Genomic DNA, 18,928 nt, shown 5'->3' with positions numbered 1-18,928 from the left:
GTTTATCTTCTCGCGCAAGAATTCAACCCGGGATATGGTAGGAAGCCTTTCTCGCGGTTTGGTCGATTTGCAGGAATCTAGCTTGACCGAACCGTTCGGTCAATGATATTTTGACTCAAACGCGCCAATGCGGCCGGTTTCCGTGGCCTCACGTGCATCGCGACATTTGGAATGGGGACGCCGATAATGGCCGCAGCGAGAGACCAAGCCGCACGCGTCGTTCGCGCCGAACTGGAAGGGGCGCAGGACGAAGCCGCGCCCGAGGCCAACTCCCAGCTTGCCGACCAGTTGCGGAGTCACGTGGCGGAAGAGACCAGGCGTCGTCCCGCGGAGCCGCCCAGCCCTCCTGCAACTGAAAAGCCAGCCACGACACCCGTCGATGCATCGGTGGCGGCGAAACCGGGCAAGCGCAAGTTCGTCATGATTGGCGTGCTCGGTCTTTTCGCACTCGCAGCCGCCGCTTATGGGGTCTACTTCGTTTTCGTCGGGCGCTTCTATGTTTCGACCGACGATGCCTATGTTCGCGCCAACAACACCACGCTCGGCGCCCGGGTATCAGGCCATGTCGCGGCCATCCTGCCCCGCGACAATTCGCTCGTTCGTGCCGGCGACGTGATTTTCAGGATAGATGACGGCGACTACCGCATCGCGGTGGACGCCGCGCGCAGCAAGATCGCGACGCAGCAGGCGACCATCGATCGCATCGGCCGCCAGGTCACGGCGCTTGAAAGCGCCGTCGAGCAGACCAGGGCGCAACTCGCTTCCGCGGAAGCGGCGATGAAGCGCGCCGGCCTCGATTTCGATCGCCAGCAGACGCTGAGCACCAAGGGCTTTGCCTCGCGCGCCGCCTTCGAGGTTTCCGAAGCCGGTCGGGATCAGAGCCTTGCCGCGGTGAAGTCGGCGCAGGCCGCCTATGACGCCGCGCGCGACAATGTCGAGGTGACCAAAGCGCAGCAGGCCGAGGCCCGCGCGCAGCTTGCGGAATTGCAGACCCAGCTTGCCAAGGCAGAGCGCGACCTTGCCTTCACCTCGGTGCGCGCGCCCGTCGACGGCACCTTCTCCAACCGCCTGGTCAATGCCGGCGACTTCATCCAGGCCGGCCAGCGACTCGCCAATGTGGTGCCGCTCAATGACGTCTTCATCGACGCCAACTACAAGGAAACCCAGCTCAAGCGAATCCGTTCGGGCCAGCCCGTGAAGATCTCGGTCGACGCCTACGGCCATCGCAAGTTCGCCGGCGTCGTCGACAGCATTTCGCCCGCGGCAGGCTCGGTGTTCACGCTGCTGCCGCCGGACAACGCCACCGGCAATTTCACCAAGATCGTGCAGCGGCTGCCGGTTCGCATTCGCGTGCCGAAAGAAGTGGCGAAGCAGAACCTGCTGCGCGCCGGCATGTCCGTCTATGTGACCGTTGATACCCGCGAGGGCGCGGCTGACGCGGACAGCGAGGCCGACCTCGATGCACCGGGGATGGTTCAGCCGCGCTAAGTTTTCCTGAAGCTCCGGGCTAAACGTCCGGCGCCTGTTCCGAGTTGACCATGGCTGACGCCACCACCGCATCGCCTTCGCTGATGAACGCCGCGGCCGATGAGCGCATTCCGCCGCGGCGGCTGTTTGCTTTTCTGATCATGGTGTTCGGGATGTTCATGTCGATCCTGGACATCCAGGTCGTCTCGGCGTCGCTGCAGCAGATTCAGGCGGGCCTTTCGGCCAGTTCCAGCGAAGTGTCGTGGGTGCAAACCTCGTACCTGATCGCCGAGGTGATCGCGATTCCGCTGTCCGGCTTCCTGTCGCGCGCGTTCGGCACACGTTTGCTGTTTGCGATTTCCGCCTCCGGCTTCACAGTCGCAAGCTTCTTCTGCGGTTTTGCCTCGACCATCGAGCAGATGATCCTGTGGCGCGCGATCCAGGGATTTTTGGGCGCGGGCATGATCCCAACCGTGTTCGCATCCGCCTATACGGTGTTCCCGCGTTCGAAAATCCATATCGTCGCTCCGATCATCGGTCTGGTCGCGACACTGGCGCCGACGATCGGGCCAACGGTCGGCGGGTTCATTACAGACACGATGTCGTGGCACTGGCTGTTCTTCATCAACATCGTTCCCGGCATCGGCATCACCATCGGCGTGTGGGCACTGTGCGATTTCGACAAGCCGAATTTCGCGCTGCTCGAGCATTTCGACTGGTGGGGCCTGCTGTTCATGGCGGGTTTCCTCGGAACGCTCGAATATGTACTGGAAGAGGGCCCGCAGTCGCAATGGCTCGAAGACACGTCGGTCGCGGTCTGCGCGGCAATTTGCGCGGTATCGGCGATCGCCTTCTTCTGGCGCGTGCTCAGTGTCAAGGAGCCGATCGTTGACCTCAGGACTTTCACAGACCGCAATTTTGCCCTCTGCTGCGTGATCTCGTTCTGCGTCGGCATCGGACTTTACGGCCTCACCTACATGTATCCGCGTTACCTGGCCGAAGTGCGCGGCTACAGCCCGCTGATGATCGGTGAGACCATGTTCGTCTCGGGTATCGCCATGTTCCTCACCGCCCCGATCGTTGGGCGGCTGATGGCGAAATACGACGTGCGCTACCTGATCGCGATCGGTCTGGTGCTGTTCGCGCTCGGCTCCTACCAGATGACCTGGATCACAAAGGAATATGATTTCTACGAATTGCTGCTGCCGCAGATTTTGCGCGGCGCCGGCATGATGCTGGCGATGGTGCCGACCAATACGATCGCACTCGGCACGCTGGCGCCGGAGCGGGTCAAGAATGCTTCCGGGCTGTTCAACCTGACGCGCAATCTCGGCGGCGCGGTGGGGTTGGCCGTCATCAACCAGGTGCTGAACGAGCGCACCGACCTTCACATCTCCCGCCTGCACGACCGCATCACCTGGGGCAACGCAACCGCGATCGGGACGCTCAACATGTTCACCCAGCGCCTGCAGGGCATGGGCGATTCCGCGCTGATGGCGATGAAGCAATTGTCGCAGATCGTGCACCGCCAGGCCGTGGTGATGGGCTATGGCGACGCCTTCTTCATGCTGACCGTGTTCTATTTCGCCCTGAGCCTGCTGGTGATGGTTCTGAAAAGGCCTTCCGCGGCGGTGCTGGGCGGCGACGCGCATTGAGCGTTCACGCGGTTGTCATGTTGCAAATCACCCGCGATGCATTTATAAGCTACGCATTGTCGCTCGAACCGGGGAGATTTGCATGACTTCGATGTATTCGCAGATCGCGTCCTCGCGTCCGATGCTGGTGCTGGTTTTTCGGTCGCGTTGCTGAGCGCGATCTCCGCCGGTCCTGATCGGGCCTGACGCCCGATCTTTCCAAGCTTCCCAACGTCTTAACGACAGTTCTTCAACGACGCTTGCGTTCGGCCCGAGGCCGCACCGCACGTCAATTCAGATGGGGCCGGACTGTGCCTTAAGCGCAGCCGAATGACGCCATGACCTTTCAAACAGACAAGCGTCCCGCGGCGATACGCGTCGTGATCCCGTTCGTGTTCCGCCACTGGCTGCAACAGCCCGGCCGCGCCGCCGTCGTCGCCGGCGGCCTGCTCGGGGCAACCGCGGCCGACCTGTTCATGCCGATCTTCTCCGGCCGGCTGGTCGATGCGCTGACGCTGGGCACCTCCGACCCGGCGGCGCGACAGGCTGCGTTCGCAGCCTTCGGCGGGATCGTCGCGCTTGGCCTTATGTCGATGATCCTGCGGTTGACCGGCCTGCAGGCCATCGTGCCATTCACGCTGAAGACGATGTCCGACGTGTCGCGCGACGCTTTCGCGCGCGTGCAGCGCTTCTCGACCGACTGGCACGCCAACTCGTTTGCCGGCTCGACCGTGCGCAAGATCACGCGCGGCATGTGGGCGCTCGACCTGCTCAACGACACCATTTTAATGGCGCTGCTGCCGTCGCTCCTGGTCCTGGTGGGCTCGATGATCCTGCTCGGGCTGCACTGGCCTGTGCTCGGCGCGGTGATTGCGGTTGGCACTGTGATCTATGTCTCGATGACGATGGCGTTCTCGGTGAACTACATCGCGCCGGCAGCGCGCGTCTCCAACGCATGGGACACCAAGGTCGGCGGCACGCTGGCGGATGCCCTGACCTGCAACGCGGTGGTAAAGTCCTTCGGCGCGGAAGCGCGCGAGGATGCGCGGCTGGCTGGCGTCGTCGGCCGGTGGCGCACGCGCGTGCGGCGGACGTGGTACCGTTACAACTACACCTCGACGGCACAGCTCGCGGTGTTGTTGTGCTTCCGCGGCTCGGTCATCGGCGGCGCGATCCTGCTGTGGATCGCCGGCCGCGCCACGCCGGGCGACGTCACCTATGTGTTGACCAGCTACTACATCATCCACGCCTACCTGCGTGACGTCGGCATGCACATCAACAATCTGCAGCGTTCGGTGAACGACATGGAGGAGCTGGTCGCGATCCATGACGAGCCGATCGGCATTGCCGATGCGCCGGATGCCAAGCCGATCGACATCCAGGGCGGCCGCATCGTCTTCGACGACGTGACGTTCCATTACGGCGGCCATCGCGCGCCGCTGTATGACGGCCTGTCGGTGGAGATCCGCGCCGGCGAGCGGGTCGGCCTGGTCGGCCGTTCCGGCTCGGGCAAGACCACTTTCGTCAAGCTGGTGCAGCGGCTCTATGATGTCAGCGGCGGGAAGATCCTGATCGACGGCCAGAATATCGCGAAAGCAACGCAGCAATCGCTGCGCAGCCAGATCGCGATCGTGCAGCAGGAGCCAATCCTGTTTCACCGCACGCTGGCGGAGAACATCGCCTATGGCCGGCCGGGCGCCAGCATTGCGGCGATCGAGCAGGCGGCGCGGCTTGCCAACGCGCATGATTTCATCCTGCGGCTGCCGAAGGGCTACGGCACGCTGGTCGGCGAACGCGGCGTCAAGCTGTCGGGCGGCGAACGGCAGCGCGTCGCGCTAGCACGTGCGTTCCTGGCGGACGCGCCGGTGCTGATCCTGGACGAGGCAACCTCGAGCCTCGATTCGGAATCGGAAGCGCTGATCCAGCAGGCGATGGAGCGGCTGATGAGAGGACGCACCTCGATCGTGATCGCACATCGGTTATCGACGGTGCGCAGTCTCGACCGCATCCTGGTGTTCGACCGCGGCGACATCGTCGAGCAGGGCGCCCATGCCGCACTGACGGCGCGTCCGGGCGGCGTCTATCGCGGCCTGTTCGAGCTGCAGGCGACCGAGTTCGGCCGCATCTCGGCGGCGGAGTGAGATAAAGCGTATTGTTGCGGACCCGATCGATGTCGGAATATATTTTGTGGCATCGAGGGGGCTCGCACGATGCGCTGGTTTCGAAAGGATCGGCCGCCGGAAGTCTGGGAAGCCGATATTCACCCCGAGGGGGACATCGAAGCGGCGCAGAGAATTCGCGAGATCTGCGTCTCGGTCGTGGCCATTGCCGAGCGAATGGCAGGCCTTCACGGCCGCAAGGCGGAAGCAGAGAAAGCTACCGAAGGAGAGCGATACCAGGCGGCGATCAAATGCGCGCTCGAGCTTGCCAAGCAAATGGCCGACGACGCCATGCGCGACGTCTCGGTCAGCCAGATCATCCAGCTCTGCGTAAAGGCGAACCATCTGAAAACCGCGAGGGTCCTGCTCCGCGCCATCCAGTCGGAAAAGATCAAGGACGAGCTGATCGCGGAGAGTCTGGTTCTGATTGATCAGGACGCGGCCAACTGAGGCGGCTCGCGATCTCGCTGCGGCGCCGACGGCGCGGCCGTGGCCCGCGTGCGCGCCGAGATCGCGACCGTCACCACGACAGCGGCGGCGAACAGCAGGATCTGCAACGTGATGGTCTCGTCGTTGAAAAACGCCGCCAGCGCAAACGTGACGAACGGCTGCAGCAACTGGATCTGCGAGACCCGCGCGATGCCGCCCATCGCGAGCCCTGCGTTCCACGCAAAGAAGCCGATCCATTGCGAGAACAGCGCGACGTAGAGCAGCCCGAGCCACGGCTTCAAGGCGATGTTGGCGATATCGGCGGGCACGGTCAGCATGGCTGCCGGGATCGACAGCGGCAGCGCGATGACCAGAATCCAGCTTATCACCTCCCAGCCGGGCATTCGCGAGGTTAGCCGGCCAGAGAATGCGTAGCCGATTGCAGCGACGGCTACTGATGCGAACAGGAATAAATCGCCGGCAACTAGCGCGCCGCCGCCTTGCCGCAATGCGAACGTGATCACCAGCGCGGCGCCGGCGACGGAGGCGATCCAGAACAGCGGCCTCGGCCGCTCATGGGTGATGGTGACGGCGACGAGCGCGGTGGCGATCGGCAACACGCCCAGCACCACGCCGCCATGCGAGGCATCGACCCTCTGCATGCCCATCGACATCAACAGCGGAAACAGGATCGCGACGCAAAGCATCGCAATGAATAATTGCAGTCTTAGCGCGCGGGGCGGCAGCGGGCGGCGCAGCACGACGAGGAGCGCCAGCGAGCACAGCCCGGCGATCGCGGTGCGCAGCGAGGTCAGTGCAATCGGATCAATTTCCGCGACCGCGATCCGCGTCGCCGGCAGCGTGCCGCCGAAGATCGCCATACCGATAAAGCCCAGCAACAGGCCGAGGCGCTCGCGCGAAGCAGGGGAGCTCATGACGCGATTGGTTAGCCGCTTTGCAGGTCAGCGTACAGCAATCTACTCGGAGCACATGGCGGCTATGCGCGCCTATCTCGGAGCAATGCTGCTCCACACCAATCCAACCCCGGACAGAAACAAGAGAGCCAGCACGACGTCGTAGAAGTTTCGGTCATTCAGGGCTTGATAGGTGCGCATGCCAAGACGCGCGCCGATCAGCGTGCCGGGCAATGCCAGCATCGCCAGCCAGAACACCTCCAATTTAACGAAACCGCTGGCGATCTGCAGGATGAGCGCGGCACCGAGCACGCTGCCGTTGAAAATCTGGAAGACGCCGCGGCGCTGGTCCTTGGTCCAGCCGCGGATGCTGGCCCACAGCGTCGGAATCGGGCCCGACAGGCCGGCAAGGCCGCCGAGGATGCCGCCGGCAAATCCGATGGCTGCGTCCGCCGGCCGGCCGCCGAAGCGGAAGGCCATCGGCTTGCGGATGAAATACAATGCGGTGGGAAATACCAGCAGCATCGCGCCGACGCTGAGCTTGAAGGTTTGCGGGTCGGCGCGCGCGACCAGCAGTGCCCCGATCGGCATGCCGAGAAGACCGCCGGCCACGAACGGCCAGGCCAGCTCGAAGTCGAGAACTTTCCACATCGACGGCAGCGTCGAGATCTGCGAGCTCACCGAGCAGATCAGCACCAGCGGCACGGCGATTGCCGGCGGCAAGATGTAAAGCCAGATCCCCAGCGCCATCAGTGCCGTGCCGAACCCGGCAAGCCCGGACACGAAGCCACCGGCGAGCGCGCCGGCAAGCAGAATGGCGTAGGTGGCTAGATCCACTCTTTTCTTTCCCCCGTCATTCCCGGATGGTCCGAAGGACCAGACCCGGAATCTCGAGATTCTCGGATGTGCAATCGCACATCCCAGTTAGATGCTTCGCATCGTCCCGGAATGACGATGTTGAAATTTGCGCCGACGTTTACACGACGCGACGGACGGGTACTATCGCAATCCAAGCCTTCAACAATAACCTGGTGGGAAACGGGCCGATGAGCGCAACTTCGAAAACCTTTCTCGTCTGTCACGGCGCATGGTCCGCCGGCTGGGCCTGGAAGAAGATGCATCCGCTGATGCAGGCCGCCGGGCATCGCCTGATTACGCCGAGTTACACTGGCCTTGGCGAGCGCGCGCATCTGGCGCATCCTGGGATCGATCTCAATTCGCATATCGAAGACGTGCTGAATGTCATCAAGTACGAGGACTTGCGCGAATTCGTGCTGATCGGCCACAGCTATGGCGGCATGGTCGCGACCGGCGTTGCCGACCGCGTCCGCGACAAGGTCAGGCAACTGATCTATATCGACGCCTTCGTGCCGCAGGACGGCCAGTCGCTGCTCGATCTGAACGAGGTCGCGCGGGCGCGGATGCAGGAGCTTTCGAAGAACGGTGATGGTTGGCGCGTGCCGCCGAATCCGACGCCGCCGGATACATCGCCCGCCGATGTCGAATGGCTCAGCGCGCGCCGCGTCGACATGCCGATCAAGTGTTTCGAGACCAGGCTCAAGCTGCAGGGCGGCGCGCTGACGCTGCCGCGCAGCTACATCTACGCCACCCGGATCACGCCGGCCGATACGTTCGGACCGTTCGCAAAAATGACAAAGGGCGATCCCGCCTGGAGCTACTACGAGATTGACGCCAGCCACTCGCCGAATGTCACCGCACCGGAAGCGTTGATGGCTCTGCTGCAAAAGATCGCAGGGTAGTCCTTCGCCCCGTAGCCCGGGTGGAGCGCAGCGCAACCCGGGATCTGTACATGCATTCTCACCAGGGGGTTGCATATTCGACCACAACGCCAAGGGCCAAACTTGGCCCCGGATTGCGCTCCGCTCCATCCGGGCTACGGCTCTGTCAAAATGGCGAGGGGCCCGGCGCGTTTGCGCCGAGCCCCTCATTCATAAAGATCAGCCGGCCTGTAAGCCGGGTTCTGTAGGGCACCACTCTTGCGAATGGTACGTGACGGCCATTCCTCTGGGACCATGTTTGCAGATGGCCTCGAGCAACCTACCCGGACGGCGGGCCTGACATCGCCCTGCGGCGTTATCGCTTTCGCGAACTGCCCGCATTGCCGTCCCTATTCGGTTTTGCTCCCGGTGGGGTTTGCCATGCCGTTTCCGTTGCCGGAAACGCGGTGCGCTCTTACCGCACCTTTTCACCCTTACTCGCCCCCTCCCTTTCGGGTGAGGGCAGCGGTTCGTTCTCTGTGGCACTTTCCCTGGGGTTGCCCCCGCCGGACGTTATCCGGCACCGTATGTCGATGGAGCCCGGACTTTCCTCCCCCGCAGCCTTTCGACCGTAGCGGGAGCGGCCGTCCGGCCGACTGACGCTCTACGCATGGGGGCTCCAGCGCGCGCCGTCAAGGGACCGCGATGGTTAGTCGGGTTCCGTCCGCCCTTATTTTGACATCTGCGAAGCAGCGGCATTTGATGCCAATGACTGATGACGACGAACAGATACGCACAATGAACATTCCTGCCGGTCTTGGTGAAGCCCTGCTGCACAGCGCCTCCGACGCGATCATCGCGACCGATCGCGAAGGCCGCATCACATTCTGGAATCCCGGCGCCGAGCGGATCTTCGGCTTCACGGCCGACGAGGCCGCCGGCCAGTCGCTCGACCTGATTATTCCCGAAAACCTGCGCGCCCGGCACTGGAGCGGGTTTCGCCACACGATGGAGACGGGCACCAGCCGCTATGGCCACGGCGACCTGTTGTCGGTACCCGGCCTGACCAAGAAGGGCGCGCGGATTTCGGTCGAGTTCACCATCGTGCTGCTGCGAAATGGGGCGCAGGAGACCACGGGCACCGTGGCCGTCATGCGCGACGTGACGAAGCGCTTCGAGGAAGCCAGGGAACTGAAGCGGCGGCTCGCCGGGGCCGGCGCCGGCTCCAGGATTGCCGCTCCGTCGGAAAAATAATTTCCCCGACGATGTCGTCTTGCCGGGGGCCCGTTCGACTGGGTGTCGGCGATCCAGCCGATCAAGAGGGAGTTTTCAAAATGCAGTATCTGTTGATGATCTATCAGAACGAGGCCGAGTTCGGCAAAATGGACGCCGCGGCGCGCAAGGAATTGACGGCGGAATACGGCGCGTTCACCCAGTCGATTATCCAGAGCGGCCATTTCAAGGCCGGCGACGGCTTGCAGCCGACGACGACGGCGACCACGGTGCGCGTTCGCGACGGCAAGACACTGACGACGGACGGTCCGTTCGCTGAGACGCGCGAGCAACTCGCCGGTTATTATCTGGTCGAAGCCAAGGATCTCGACGCGGCGCTCTCGATCGCCGCGCGGATTCCCGGTGCCAGGAACGGTTCGGTCGAGGTCAGGCCGGTCATGGTTTATGATTGACAGTAACGCCGTCATTCCGGGGCGCGAAGCGAACCCGGAATCTCGAGATTCCGGGTTCGATGCTTCGCATCGCCCCGGAATGACGGCCGCTGGGGAATGCAATCGCATGACACCTCGCGACATCGAAAAGATATTTCGCGACGAGGCGGGCAGGGCGTTGGCGACCCTCATCCGTCTCGTCGGCGACTTCGATCTCGCGGAAGACGCGCTGCAAGAGGCATTCGCGGTGGCGCTGGAGCGCTGGCCTGATGCCGAACTGCCTTCCAATCCGCGCGCCTGGCTGGTCAATGTCGGCCGCAACAAGGCGATCGATCGCGTTCGCCGCAACATTGCATTTCGCGGCAAGCAGCAAGAGCTGACGCATGAAATACTGCTCAACGCGTCCGAGCCATGTGAGGACGCCGACAGCGCGCTCGATGACGACATGCTGCGGCTGATGTTCACGTGCTGTCACCCCTCCTTTGCCGCCGAGGTGCAGGTCGCGCTCACGCTGCGCACGGTGTGCGGGCTGACGACAGCGCAGGTGGCGCGCGCGTTTCTCGCCAGCGAAGATGCAATGGCGCAGCGCCTGTTGCGGGCCAAGCAAAAAATCCGTCTCGCCGGCATTCCCTATGAGGTGCCGGAGCGCTACGCGCTGGAGCCGCGGCTGCACGGCGTGCTCGCCGTGATCTATCTCGTGTTCACCGAAGGCTATGTTGCGACGTCGGGCGAAGACCTGATGCGGCCGGATCTGGCGCGCGAAGCGATCCGGCTGGCGCGGCTGCTCGACGCGCTGATGCCGGAACGCGGCGAGATCAAGGGGTTGCTCGCCCTGATGCTGCTGCACGATTCACGCCGCGCCGGCCGCAAAACCGCAGGCGGCGACATCGTGCTGCTGGAAGAGCAGGACCGAGCGCTGTGGGATCGCGGGCAGATAGCGGAGGGCCTGCTTCTGGTGGAAGAGGCCCTGCGAATGCCGGGCCGGCCGCAATCCTATGCGGTGCAGGCGGCGATCGCCGCGCTGCATGCGCGTGCGCCCAGTTACAGGGATACCGACTGGCGGCAGATCGCCGGCCTCTATGAAGTGCTGCTGCGGATCAGCCCGTCGCCGGTGATCGAACTCAACCACGCCGCTGTTGTCTCGATGGTCGACGGGCCGGCGCGGGCGCTCGACCTGATCGATGCGCTGGAGGCGCGCGGTGGGCTGACAAGTTATGAGCTGCTGCCGGCCGTCCGCGCTGATCTGCTGCGCAGGCTCGGCCGCCACGAAGCCGCGCGCGAGGCGTATCTGAAGGCAACCGCGGCCACGCAACTGGAGCCGTTGCGTCGGTTCTATGCGCGAAGGATCGCGGAATTGGACCGAAGCGCGGGCGGACCCTAACCGTCATTGCGAGTGCAGCGAAGCAATCCATCTTTCCGCACGTCCGGAGAGATGGATTGCTTCGTCGCTTCGCTCCTCGCAATGACGGTGGGAATACCGGTGAATCACTTCGCCCCGACCACCGTCGCCTCCGCCGGCAGGCTGGTCAATAGTGCGTGCAGCGTGCTCATGGTCGAGTGATCGGCGATGCCGTCGACGCGCGCGGGGCGGAAGTGGCGCTGGAACGCGGTGACCACTTCCATGGTCGGGCCGTCGAACTTGCCATGGGTCGGGATGTTATAGCCGTATTTGGCCAGCGCCGCCTGCATATTGGCGACATCATCGCTGATGCTGCCGAGCTTGAGCGTTTCGCCGCGCACGATCGGCGCCGGCTGCACCCAATGGCCGACCCCGGAATTCGCCAGCAAGTGCCACGGGAATTTTTCGCCGGGATCCTTCTTGCGCGCCGGCGCGACGTCGGAATGCGCGAGCACGCGATGCGCAGGTATCTTGCGGCGAAGCATGATGCCGCGGCACAGCGCGATCACGGCGGCGATCTGGCGCGACGGGAAATCCGGATAGCCCCAATCGTGGCCGCGATTAATGATCTCGACGCCGATCGAGCAGGAATTGATGTCTTCCTCGCCGGCCCAGCACGATACGCCGGCGTGCCAGGCGCGCTTGGCTTCCGGCACGCACTGCACGATGCGGCCGTCCTCCAGCACGATGTAATGGGCTGACACGTCGGTGCCGGGGGTGCAGAGCTGGGCGATCGCGCCTTCCACATCCGGCATACCGGTATAGTGCAGCAGGATCATGTCGGCGACGCGGCCGTTGTTGCGGTCGCCATAGTTCGGCGACGGGATCACGTCGGATGCGATCGAGGAATCCGGGGTAAAAGTTTTCATGTCGGCGTTGGCCCTGGGAACAGGAAGGGCGCGTTGACGCCTCGAATCAATACCAGCAGATGTGAACGACCCAGAAGCCATTTTTTAAACCCAAACGGGGCAGCAGAGCGGCAACATCGTGTTCAGGCAGCAATATCGTTTACTATTCATTTGCCCCGCGGCCGTGCAATGCGGCGGCCGAGTTCCGTCTCGTATTTGGACAAAGTGTGTGCGGGGCGCATCACTATTTTTCGATGTCTCGAAAGCGCGGAAAACCCGCGGCCGGCCATCAACGTTTTCTTAACGCTAAGTGCCGTTACTAAGTGGTGAAGAGCCGAACCGGGTTGGGGACGGCCGAGGCCCTCTTTCACGCTCGAAAATGCTATGGCAACCCAGCAAATTCCGTCTGGAAATGAGGGGTCGCGGGGCCGGGCGAGAAGCGGCAATCCCTTCTGTTCGCGGCTTTTGGGCCGAAAAAGCCCGGCGAAGCGCAGAGATTTGAGGCGCAATGGGCCTGTTCGCGTCCAGTTTTCGTACCATGGACTGGAAAACGCCAGAGGACGGCGCATGAGCCCGGCTGCGCCGCGCCATATCTCGGTGCTCGGCCGCGAGGCGGTCGAGATGCTCAATCCCAGGGACGGCGGGGTCTATGTCGACGCCACCTTCGGTGCCGGCGGCTACAGCCGCGCGATTCTCGATATCCCGGGAACACAGGTCATCGGCATCGACCGCGACCGGTCGGCGATTACCGGCGGGTTCAATCTGGTCGAGCATTCCGGCGGCCGGCTGACCCTGGTCGAGGACCGATTCTCCCATCTGGCGGACATCTGCGCCGCGCAAGGCGCGGCCGCAGTGGACGGCGTCGTGATGGACGTCGGCGTGTCCTCGATGCAGCTCGATCAGGCCGAGCGCGGCTTCTCGTTCCGGCTCGGCGGCCCGCTCGACATGCGGATGGGCCACGACGGGCCGACGGCGGCCGATGTGGTGGCGAAAGCCTCCGAGACCGATCTCGCCAACATCATCTACATCTTCGGCGAGGAGCGCCATTCCCGTAGCGTCGCGCGCGCCATCGCGGTGGCGCGGAAGGAAGCGCCGATCACCACCACGCAGGCGCTGGCCGATATCGTCGGCAGGGTGGTGCGCAGCAAGCCGAACGAGATTCATCCGGCGACGCGGACGTTTCAAGGTTTAAGAATCTTTGTCAACGCGGAGCTCGACGAACTCCATCTGGCGCTTGCGGCGGCAGAGCGGGTGCTGAAACCCGGCGGGCGGCTGGTGGTCGTCTCGTTTCATTCGCTGGAAGATCGCATCGTCAAGGATTTTCTCAACGCGCGCGGCAAGACCGGCGGCGGATCGCGCCATCTGCCCGAAGTGGCGCAGGCCGCGCCGAGCTTTCAGATTCTAACCAAGCGGCCGATCACGCCAACCGAAGCGGAGGTATCAGCCAATCCGCGGGCGCGTTCCGCAAAATTGCGCGCTGCGGAGCGCACCACTGCTCCCGCGCATCCGGCGGACCGCCTGCCCGCATGGCCCGTTCTCGCCAACGTGATGAGGGGAGGCTGACCGATGCGGATCATCCACTTCCTCGTCATCGGCGTGCTGGTGTTCGCCGCCGCCTATGTCTACCGGATCAAGATGGAATCGACTGCGCGCGTCGAGCGTGTGCTGCGGCTCAACGCCGAGATCCGCGAGCAGCGCGATGCGATTGCGGCGCTGCGTGCGGAATGGGCCAAGCTCGATGCGCCGCTGCGGCTGCAAGGGCTGGCTGAACGCCACCTCGGCCTGAAGCCGCTGACCGCCACGCAATACGATCAGTTGAAGAATTTGCCGGAACGGCCGCCGGCCTTTGCAAGGCCCGGTGCGCCCGATCCGATCGGCGCGATGATCAACACCATCGAGGCTGCCGCGGACGCGCCGCCCACAACCGGCTCCGTGCCCGCACCGGGAGATCAGCAATGATCGGCCGGGCGCTGACCACTGCGACCAGGAAGCCCGCGGAACCGTGGCGGCGGCGGCTGATCCGCAGTCTGCTCTATGGGCGCAACGTCGATCGCGCCGCCAAGGCGCGGGCGCGCGTGGGACTTGCGATCCTGCTGTTCGCGGCTGTTTATGCGGTGCTGGCCGGACGTCTGGTGATGTTCGCGGTTGGTGCCGACAGCCACGGCGGCCGCCGTGCCGCCTCGCAGGACGCCATCGCGACCGCGCGGCCTGACATCGTCGACCGCAACGGCGAGGTGCTCGCGACCGACGTCAAGGCGCCAAGCCTGTTCGGCGAGCCGAGGCGCATCATCGACAAGGACGAGGCGATCGAGCTCCTGACGGCGGCGCTGCCGGACCTCGACACGGCCGAAGCGCGCGCGCGCCTGTCGTCGCGCAAGGGTTTTGTCTGGCTAAAACGTGAGATCACGCCGAAGCAGCAGCACGACATTCACAAGCTCGGCATTCCCGGCATCGGCTTCCTGCGCGAGAACAAGCGCGTCTACCCGACCGGCGCTGCGGTCGCGCATCTGATTGGCCTCGTCAACATCGACAACGCGGGCATCGCCGGGATGGAGAAATGGCTGGACAATAACGGTCTGGCCGACCTGCACCGCGCCGGCTTCGCCACCGATCGGCTGCAGAAGCCGGTGGAACTGTCGATCGACCTGCGTGTCGAGCACGCGCTGCGCGACGAATTGTTGAAGGCGAAAGAGAAGTACAAGGCCAAGGCGGCTTCCGGCCTCGTCTCGAATGTCAGGACTGGCGAGATCGTAGCCCTGGTGTCGTTGCCGGATTTCGATCCGAATAATCCGAAGGAGGCGCACGACCCCGAGCGCATCAACCGCCTGACCACGGGCGTATTCGAAATGGGCTCGACCTTCAAGGCGCTGACGCTGGCAATGGCGCTTGATTCCGGCAAGGCCAACCTCAACACGCTCTATGACGGGCGCGGGGCCCTGAAGTTCGGCAAGTTCACCATTCACGATACCCATCCGGTCGGCCGCTCGATCACGCTGACGGAAGTGTTCACCTTCTCCTCCAACGTCGGCGCGGCCAAGATCGCGCTGGCGCAGGGCGTGGAGGCGCACAAGGCCTTCCTGAAGAAGCTCGGCCAGATGGACCGGCTGCGCACTGAATTGCCTGAAAGCGCCTCCCCAATCGTGCCGAAGCGCTGGACCGAGCTGAACACCATCACGGCTTCCTTCGGTCATGGCATTGCGGTTGCGCCGCTGCAGGCGGTGATGGGCATCAACGCGGTCGTCAATGGCGGCCTCCTGATTCCGCCAACTTTCCTGAAGCGGTCGGAGGAGGAAGCGCGAGCCATCGCCAAGAAGGTGCTGAGAACCGAAACCTCCGAGAAGATGCGCTATCTGATGCGGCTGAACGCTGAGGTCGGAACCGCCAAGAAAGCCGACGTGAAGGGCTACTATATCGGCGGCAAAACCGGCACGTCGGAAAAGGTGGTCAACGGCCGCTATTCCAAGAAACAGGTGCTGAATTCGTTCACCGCGATTATTCCGGCAGACAATCCGCAGTATCAGCTTTTGGTCATGCTGGACGAGCCGAAGGCGCTGCCCGAAACCCAAGGCTTCATCACCTCGGGCTGGAACGCGGTGCCGACCGGCGGCAAGGTGATTGCCCGTATCGGGCCGCTGCTGGGCATCGAACCACGCTTCGATCTGCCGCCGTCCGACCGCCTTATTCTTGCGGCATCGAAGACAACCCAGTAAGGCGTATTGTCACGCGCGCGAGACTGGGCCGGGCCGGGCTGGAACAAGATGAAACTTCGCGACCTCTTCAGCGATGACGCTGCGATCGAGCCGCAGGCGGAAGCTGTCGATGTGAAAGGGCTTGCAGTCGATAGCCGCGCGGTCAAACCGGGTGACTTGTTCTTCGCGCTCGCGGGGACTAAAACCGACGGCGCGCGCTTCATCGATTCCGCGGTCAAGGCGGGTGCAGTTGCGGTAGCCGGCGAACGTGTCCATTCGGACGCCCGCGTGCCCTTCGTCGTCACGCCGAATCCGCGCCGCGCGCTGGCGCTGGCGGCGGCGAGATTCTATCCACGGCAGCCCGCCACCATCGCGGCGGTGACCGGGACCAGCGGCAAGACCTCGGTCGCCGCGTTTACGCGGCAGATCTGGGAACAGCTCGGCCATGCTTCCGCGAGCATCGGCACCATCGGTCTGGTGTCGCCCAAACGCACGGTGTACGGCTCGCTGACGACGCCGGATCCGATCGCGCTGCACAGGCAGCTCGACGAGATCACCGAGGATGGCGTGACGCATCTGGCTTTCGAGGCCTCCTCGCATGGGCTCGACCAGTTCCGGCTCGACGGCGTGCGTATTGCCGCCGGTGGCTTCACCAATCTCTCGCGCGACCACATGGATTACCATCCGGATGAGGCGCATTACCTCGCTGCCAAGCTGCGGCTGTTCCGCGATCTGATCGCGCCTGATGGCGCGGCCGTGATATCGGCCGATCACGATTGCTCGCAGCAAGTGATCGACGCGGCGCAGGCGCGGGGCTTGCGCGTCATCGCCGTTGGGGGCAGCGCGGATGGCGCCGGCGAAGGTATCCGCCTTGTTGGCGTCACTGTCGAAGGATTCGCGCAGAACCTCGCGCTCGAACATCGCGGGCGCAATTACACGATCAAGCTTCCGCTGGTCGGCGAATTCCAGATCGAGAATGCGCTGGTCGCCGCTGGGCTCGCGATCGGAACCGGCAGCGAGCCGGCGGCGGTGTTCGAGGCGCTCGGACATCTCGAAGGCGCCAAGGGCCGGCTGGAGCGGGTCGGCGAACATAATGGCGCGCCGATCTTCGTGGACTACGCGCACAAGCCGGACGCGCTTGCGAAAGCACTGCAGGCGCTGCGGCCTTATGCGAAGCGCAAGCTCGTCGTCATCTTCGGCGCCGGCGGCGACCGCGACGCCGGCAAGCGGCCGATCATGGGCGCGATTGCGGCCGAGAATGCCGATCAGGTCATCGTAACCGACGACAATCCGCGCAGCGAAAATCCGGCAGCGATCCGCGCCGCCATTCTGGCAGCGGCCAAGGACGCAACTGAAATCGGCGATCGCGCGGAGGCGATCCGGGCAGGGATCGCGGCACTGCAGCCGGGCGATGCGCTCCTGATCGCCGGCAAGGGCCATGAGACCGGCCAGATCGTCGGCGACAAGGTCTTGCCGTTCAGCGATCACGAGGCGGTGGCGGCCGCGCTCGCAGCGAGGGTGGCATGAGCGCGAGACCATTGTGGACGATTGCCGAAGTTGGGCGCGCGCTGGGACTATCAGGCGAGTTCCCCGACACGCCGATTGATTTCGTCACGCAGGACAGCCGGCTGGTGAAGCCGGGTACCCTGTTCGTGGCTTTGAGCGGCACGCCTAGCGGCGGCTTCATCTCCAGTTTCGCCAGCGCCCGCGACGGCTGGGAATTCGCCGACGAGGCCGAAGCGGCTGGCGCGGTGGCGATGATCGTGCCGTACGTCATCGACGGCATCCGCGTTCCGCAGTTGATCGTCAAGGATACGCTGATCGATGGCCTGTGGGCGCTCGCGCGTGCGGCGCGGACGCGCTTTGCCGGCCCGGTGATCGGCCTGACCGGCAGTGCCGGAAAGACCAGCACGAAGGAATTCCTCGCCGCGTATCCTGGCGCCCATGCCAGCCCGAGCAGTTTTAACAATTTCTGGGGCGTGCCGCTGACGCTGTGCAATGCGGGCCCGAACGCGAGCGTGTGGGTCGTCGAGATGGGCATGAACCAGACCGGCGAGATCGCGCGGCTCAGCGAGCTGACGAAACCGACGGTCGCGCTTGTCGTGAACGTGCAGCCGGTGCATCTGGAAAAGCTCGGCAGCCTGGAAGCGATCCGCCGCGAGAAGGTGAGCATCGCGCAAGGTCTTCCCACGGATGGCGTGCTGGTATTGCCTGATGATGTCCTGGCGCCGGAATGGAACGGCAAGATCGTCCGCTTCGGTGAAGCGTCCGAGGTGCGAGCGTTGACGCATACGCCCGAAGGCGAGAGCTGGAACGTCGCCGCTGAGGTGAGCGGCAAGCCAATTGAATTCGGCCTGACGCCGGGTGCACCGCATCGTCTACAGAACGCGTTGGCCGCGCTGGCGTCCATCCATGCCGCGGGGCTCGATCCCGCGGCATTGGCGAAGGAACTCGGCCACGTCGCCATCATGACCGGCCGCGGCGTGGAGCAGACGGCCCACGGCATCACCGTGATCGACGACAGCTTCAACGGCAACCCGGCCAGCATGGTGGCCGCGCTCGGCAGTCTGAAGGCGCGGCCGGTGAAATCGGGCCGGCGCATCGCCATTCTCGGCGACATGCTGGAATTGGGCGCCGATGCGCCGACCTATCACGAGAAACTCGCGAAAGACCTGCCGGGCCTCGACGGCATCTACTGCGTCGGCCCATTGATGCGCCATCTCTACGATCTCGTGCCGGCGGAGCGGGCGCTCGGCTGGCATGAAGACCCGGCTACGCTCGATCCCCAACAAATCGCCGCATTGCTGCGGGACGGGGACGTGGTGGTGGTCAAGGGCAGCAAAAAGATGTTCTGGGTGAACAAGTTTGTGCCGAGGCTGCTGGCCGCGTTGCAGGCAAAGGCGTAAACTGGCCGCGCCTGGCGGGTGCGTTGTTTTCGCAAGACGCGATTCGTCAATACCCCATGCATGGCCAAGATATGCTTGGTTTGAGGATGAAAACGATTATC

16 protein-coding genes and 1 other RNA gene are annotated in these 18,928 nt (G+C 64.0%); 13 read left to right on the top strand and 4 right to left on the bottom strand.

Going from position 1 to position 18,928, the window contains the following annotated elements; all coding sequences use genetic code 11:
- Positions 1–186 precede the first annotated feature (186 nt).
- The 4 genes from HCN58_RS20945 to HCN58_RS20930 all read left to right on the top strand — a co-directional run bounded on the left by HCN58_RS20945 (position 187) and on the right by HCN58_RS20930 (position 5,710).
- On the top strand, positions 187–1,488 hold the full coding sequence (locus HCN58_RS20945; RefSeq protein ID WP_171581295.1) for an HlyD family secretion protein: 1,302 nt from the start codon (positions 187–189) through the stop codon (positions 1,486–1,488).
- A gap of 50 nt (positions 1,489–1,538) precedes the next feature.
- Positions 1,539–3,122 carry a DHA2 family efflux MFS transporter permease subunit gene (locus tag HCN58_RS20940; RefSeq protein ID WP_171581294.1) on the top strand — a complete coding sequence of 528 codons (1,584 nt, stop codon included), beginning with the start codon at positions 1,539–1,541 and terminating at the stop codon, positions 3,120–3,122.
- 317 nt (positions 3,123–3,439) lie between these two features.
- Positions 3,440–5,242, top strand: a complete 1,803-nt coding sequence (locus HCN58_RS20935; protein WP_171581293.1) for an ABC transporter ATP-binding protein — start codon at positions 3,440–3,442, stop codon at positions 5,240–5,242.
- Positions 5,243–5,311: 69 nt separating this feature from the next.
- A complete protein-coding gene (locus tag HCN58_RS20930; RefSeq protein ID WP_171581292.1) occupies positions 5,312–5,710 on the top strand; it encodes a hypothetical protein in 399 nt (132 codons plus the stop codon).
- Here the strand turns inward: HCN58_RS20930 and HCN58_RS20925 are convergent.
- Entirely contained in the window at positions 5,692–6,624 is a 933-nt protein-coding gene (locus HCN58_RS20925; protein WP_171581291.1) for a DMT family transporter, read from the bottom strand. The genes HCN58_RS20930 and HCN58_RS20925 overlap by 19 nt on opposite strands.
- Before the next feature lie 72 nt (positions 6,625–6,696).
- The gene (locus HCN58_RS20920) at positions 6,697–7,440 is read right to left on the bottom strand and encodes a sulfite exporter TauE/SafE family protein (RefSeq protein ID WP_171581290.1); all 744 of its coding nucleotides are present in this window, start codon (positions 7,438–7,440) and stop codon (positions 6,697–6,699) included.
- A gap of 209 nt (positions 7,441–7,649) precedes the next feature.
- On the opposite strand from HCN58_RS20920, the gene HCN58_RS20915 reads away from it, so the two are divergent.
- A complete protein-coding gene (locus HCN58_RS20915) occupies positions 7,650–8,363 on the top strand; it encodes an alpha/beta fold hydrolase (protein ID WP_171581289.1) in 714 nt (237 codons plus the stop codon).
- Between the two features lie 194 nt (positions 8,364–8,557).
- Here HCN58_RS20915 and rnpB read toward each other — a convergent pair.
- Positions 8,558–8,981, bottom strand: an RNA gene (gene rnpB / locus HCN58_RS20910) — RNase P RNA component class A.
- A gap of 138 nt (positions 8,982–9,119) precedes the next feature.
- Here rnpB and HCN58_RS20905 point away from each other — a divergent pair.
- The 3 genes from HCN58_RS20905 (at position 9,120) to HCN58_RS20895 (ending at position 11,366) form a co-directional block, all read left to right on the top strand.
- Entirely contained in the window at positions 9,120–9,575 is a 456-nt protein-coding gene (locus HCN58_RS20905; protein ID WP_171581288.1) for a PAS domain S-box protein, read from the top strand.
- An 80-nt stretch (positions 9,576–9,655) separates the two neighbouring features.
- Positions 9,656–10,006 (top strand): YciI family protein, encoded by a 351-nt coding sequence (locus HCN58_RS20900; RefSeq protein ID WP_171581287.1) that lies wholly within the window; start codon positions 9,656–9,658, stop codon positions 10,004–10,006.
- A gap of 106 nt (positions 10,007–10,112) precedes the next feature.
- Entirely contained in the window at positions 10,113–11,366 is a 1,254-nt protein-coding gene (locus HCN58_RS20895) for an RNA polymerase sigma factor (protein ID WP_171581286.1), read from the top strand.
- Between the two features lie 104 nt (positions 11,367–11,470).
- Here HCN58_RS20895 and HCN58_RS20890 read toward each other — a convergent pair whose 3' ends face one another.
- Positions 11,471–12,334 (bottom strand): N-acetylmuramoyl-L-alanine amidase, encoded by an 864-nt coding sequence (locus HCN58_RS20890; protein WP_171581285.1) that lies wholly within the window; start codon positions 12,332–12,334, stop codon positions 11,471–11,473.
- A gap of 465 nt (positions 12,335–12,799) precedes the next feature.
- On the opposite strand from HCN58_RS20890, the gene rsmH reads away from it, so the two are divergent.
- The 5 genes from rsmH to HCN58_RS20865 are packed head-to-tail and all read left to right on the top strand — an operon-like array spanning position 12,800 to position 18,827.
- Complete coding sequence (gene rsmH, locus HCN58_RS20885) at positions 12,800–13,795, top strand: 16S rRNA (cytosine(1402)-N(4))-methyltransferase RsmH (protein ID WP_171581284.1); 996 nt, start codon at positions 12,800–12,802, stop codon at positions 13,793–13,795.
- A gap of 3 nt (positions 13,796–13,798) precedes the next feature.
- Positions 13,799–14,191 carry a cell division protein FtsL gene (gene ftsL, locus HCN58_RS20880; protein WP_171581283.1) on the top strand — a complete coding sequence of 131 codons (393 nt, stop codon included), beginning with the start codon at positions 13,799–13,801 and terminating at the stop codon, positions 14,189–14,191.
- Complete coding sequence (locus tag HCN58_RS20875; protein WP_171581282.1) at positions 14,188–15,942, top strand: peptidoglycan D,D-transpeptidase FtsI family protein; 1,755 nt, start codon at positions 14,188–14,190, stop codon at positions 15,940–15,942. Before ftsL ends, HCN58_RS20875 begins: the two co-directional genes overlap by 4 nt.
- A 48-nt stretch (positions 15,943–15,990) precedes the next feature.
- Positions 15,991–17,448 carry a UDP-N-acetylmuramoyl-L-alanyl-D-glutamate--2,6-diaminopimelate ligase gene (locus HCN58_RS20870; RefSeq protein ID WP_171581281.1) on the top strand — a complete coding sequence of 486 codons (1,458 nt, stop codon included), beginning with the start codon at positions 15,991–15,993 and terminating at the stop codon, positions 17,446–17,448.
- Entirely contained in the window at positions 17,445–18,827 is a 1,383-nt protein-coding gene (locus HCN58_RS20865; protein WP_171581280.1) for a UDP-N-acetylmuramoyl-tripeptide--D-alanyl-D-alanine ligase, read from the top strand. Before HCN58_RS20870 ends, HCN58_RS20865 begins: the two co-directional genes overlap by 4 nt.
- Positions 18,828–18,928: the final 101 nt, after the last annotated feature.

This window comes from Bradyrhizobium australiense (assembly GCF_013114825.1).
GTDB classification, from domain to species: domain Bacteria; phylum Pseudomonadota; class Alphaproteobacteria; order Rhizobiales; family Xanthobacteraceae; genus Bradyrhizobium; species Bradyrhizobium australiense.
The sequence above is the reverse complement of the archived record's forward strand: the minus strand, read 5'-3'. Positions and strand labels throughout refer to the sequence as shown.

Coding starts and splice junctions, on each gene's coding strand:
- HCN58_RS20905 (WP_171581288.1), top strand. CDS start 9,120: ATGAACATTCCTGCCGGTCTTGGTGAAGCCCTGCTGCACAGCGCCTCC.
- HCN58_RS20895 (WP_171581286.1), top strand. CDS start 10,113: ATGACACCTCGCGACATCGAAAAGATATTTCGCGACGAGGCGGGCAGG.
- HCN58_RS20945 (WP_171581295.1), top strand. CDS start 187: ATGGCCGCAGCGAGAGACCAAGCCGCACGCGTCGTTCGCGCCGAACTG.
- rsmH (WP_171581284.1), top strand. CDS start 12,800: ATGAGCCCGGCTGCGCCGCGCCATATCTCGGTGCTCGGCCGCGAGGCG.
- HCN58_RS20915 (WP_171581289.1), top strand. CDS start 7,650: ATGAGCGCAACTTCGAAAACCTTTCTCGTCTGTCACGGCGCATGGTCC.
- HCN58_RS20865 (WP_171581280.1), top strand. CDS start 17,445: ATGAGCGCGAGACCATTGTGGACGATTGCCGAAGTTGGGCGCGCGCTG.
- HCN58_RS20900 (WP_171581287.1), top strand. CDS start 9,656: ATGCAGTATCTGTTGATGATCTATCAGAACGAGGCCGAGTTCGGCAAA.
- HCN58_RS20875 (WP_171581282.1), top strand. CDS start 14,188: ATGATCGGCCGGGCGCTGACCACTGCGACCAGGAAGCCCGCGGAACCG.
- HCN58_RS20890 (WP_171581285.1), bottom strand. CDS start 12,334: ATGGCTTCTGGGTCGTTCACATCTGCTGGTATTGATTCGAGGCGTCAA.
- ftsL (WP_171581283.1), top strand. CDS start 13,799: ATGCGGATCATCCACTTCCTCGTCATCGGCGTGCTGGTGTTCGCCGCC.
- HCN58_RS20935 (WP_171581293.1), top strand. CDS start 3,440: ATGACCTTTCAAACAGACAAGCGTCCCGCGGCGATACGCGTCGTGATC.
- HCN58_RS20930 (WP_171581292.1), top strand. CDS start 5,312: ATGCGCTGGTTTCGAAAGGATCGGCCGCCGGAAGTCTGGGAAGCCGAT.
- HCN58_RS20940 (WP_171581294.1), top strand. CDS start 1,539: ATGGCTGACGCCACCACCGCATCGCCTTCGCTGATGAACGCCGCGGCC.
- HCN58_RS20870 (WP_171581281.1), top strand. CDS start 15,991: ATGAAACTTCGCGACCTCTTCAGCGATGACGCTGCGATCGAGCCGCAG.
- HCN58_RS20925 (WP_171581291.1), bottom strand. CDS start 6,624: ATGAGCTCCCCTGCTTCGCGCGAGCGCCTCGGCCTGTTGCTGGGCTTT.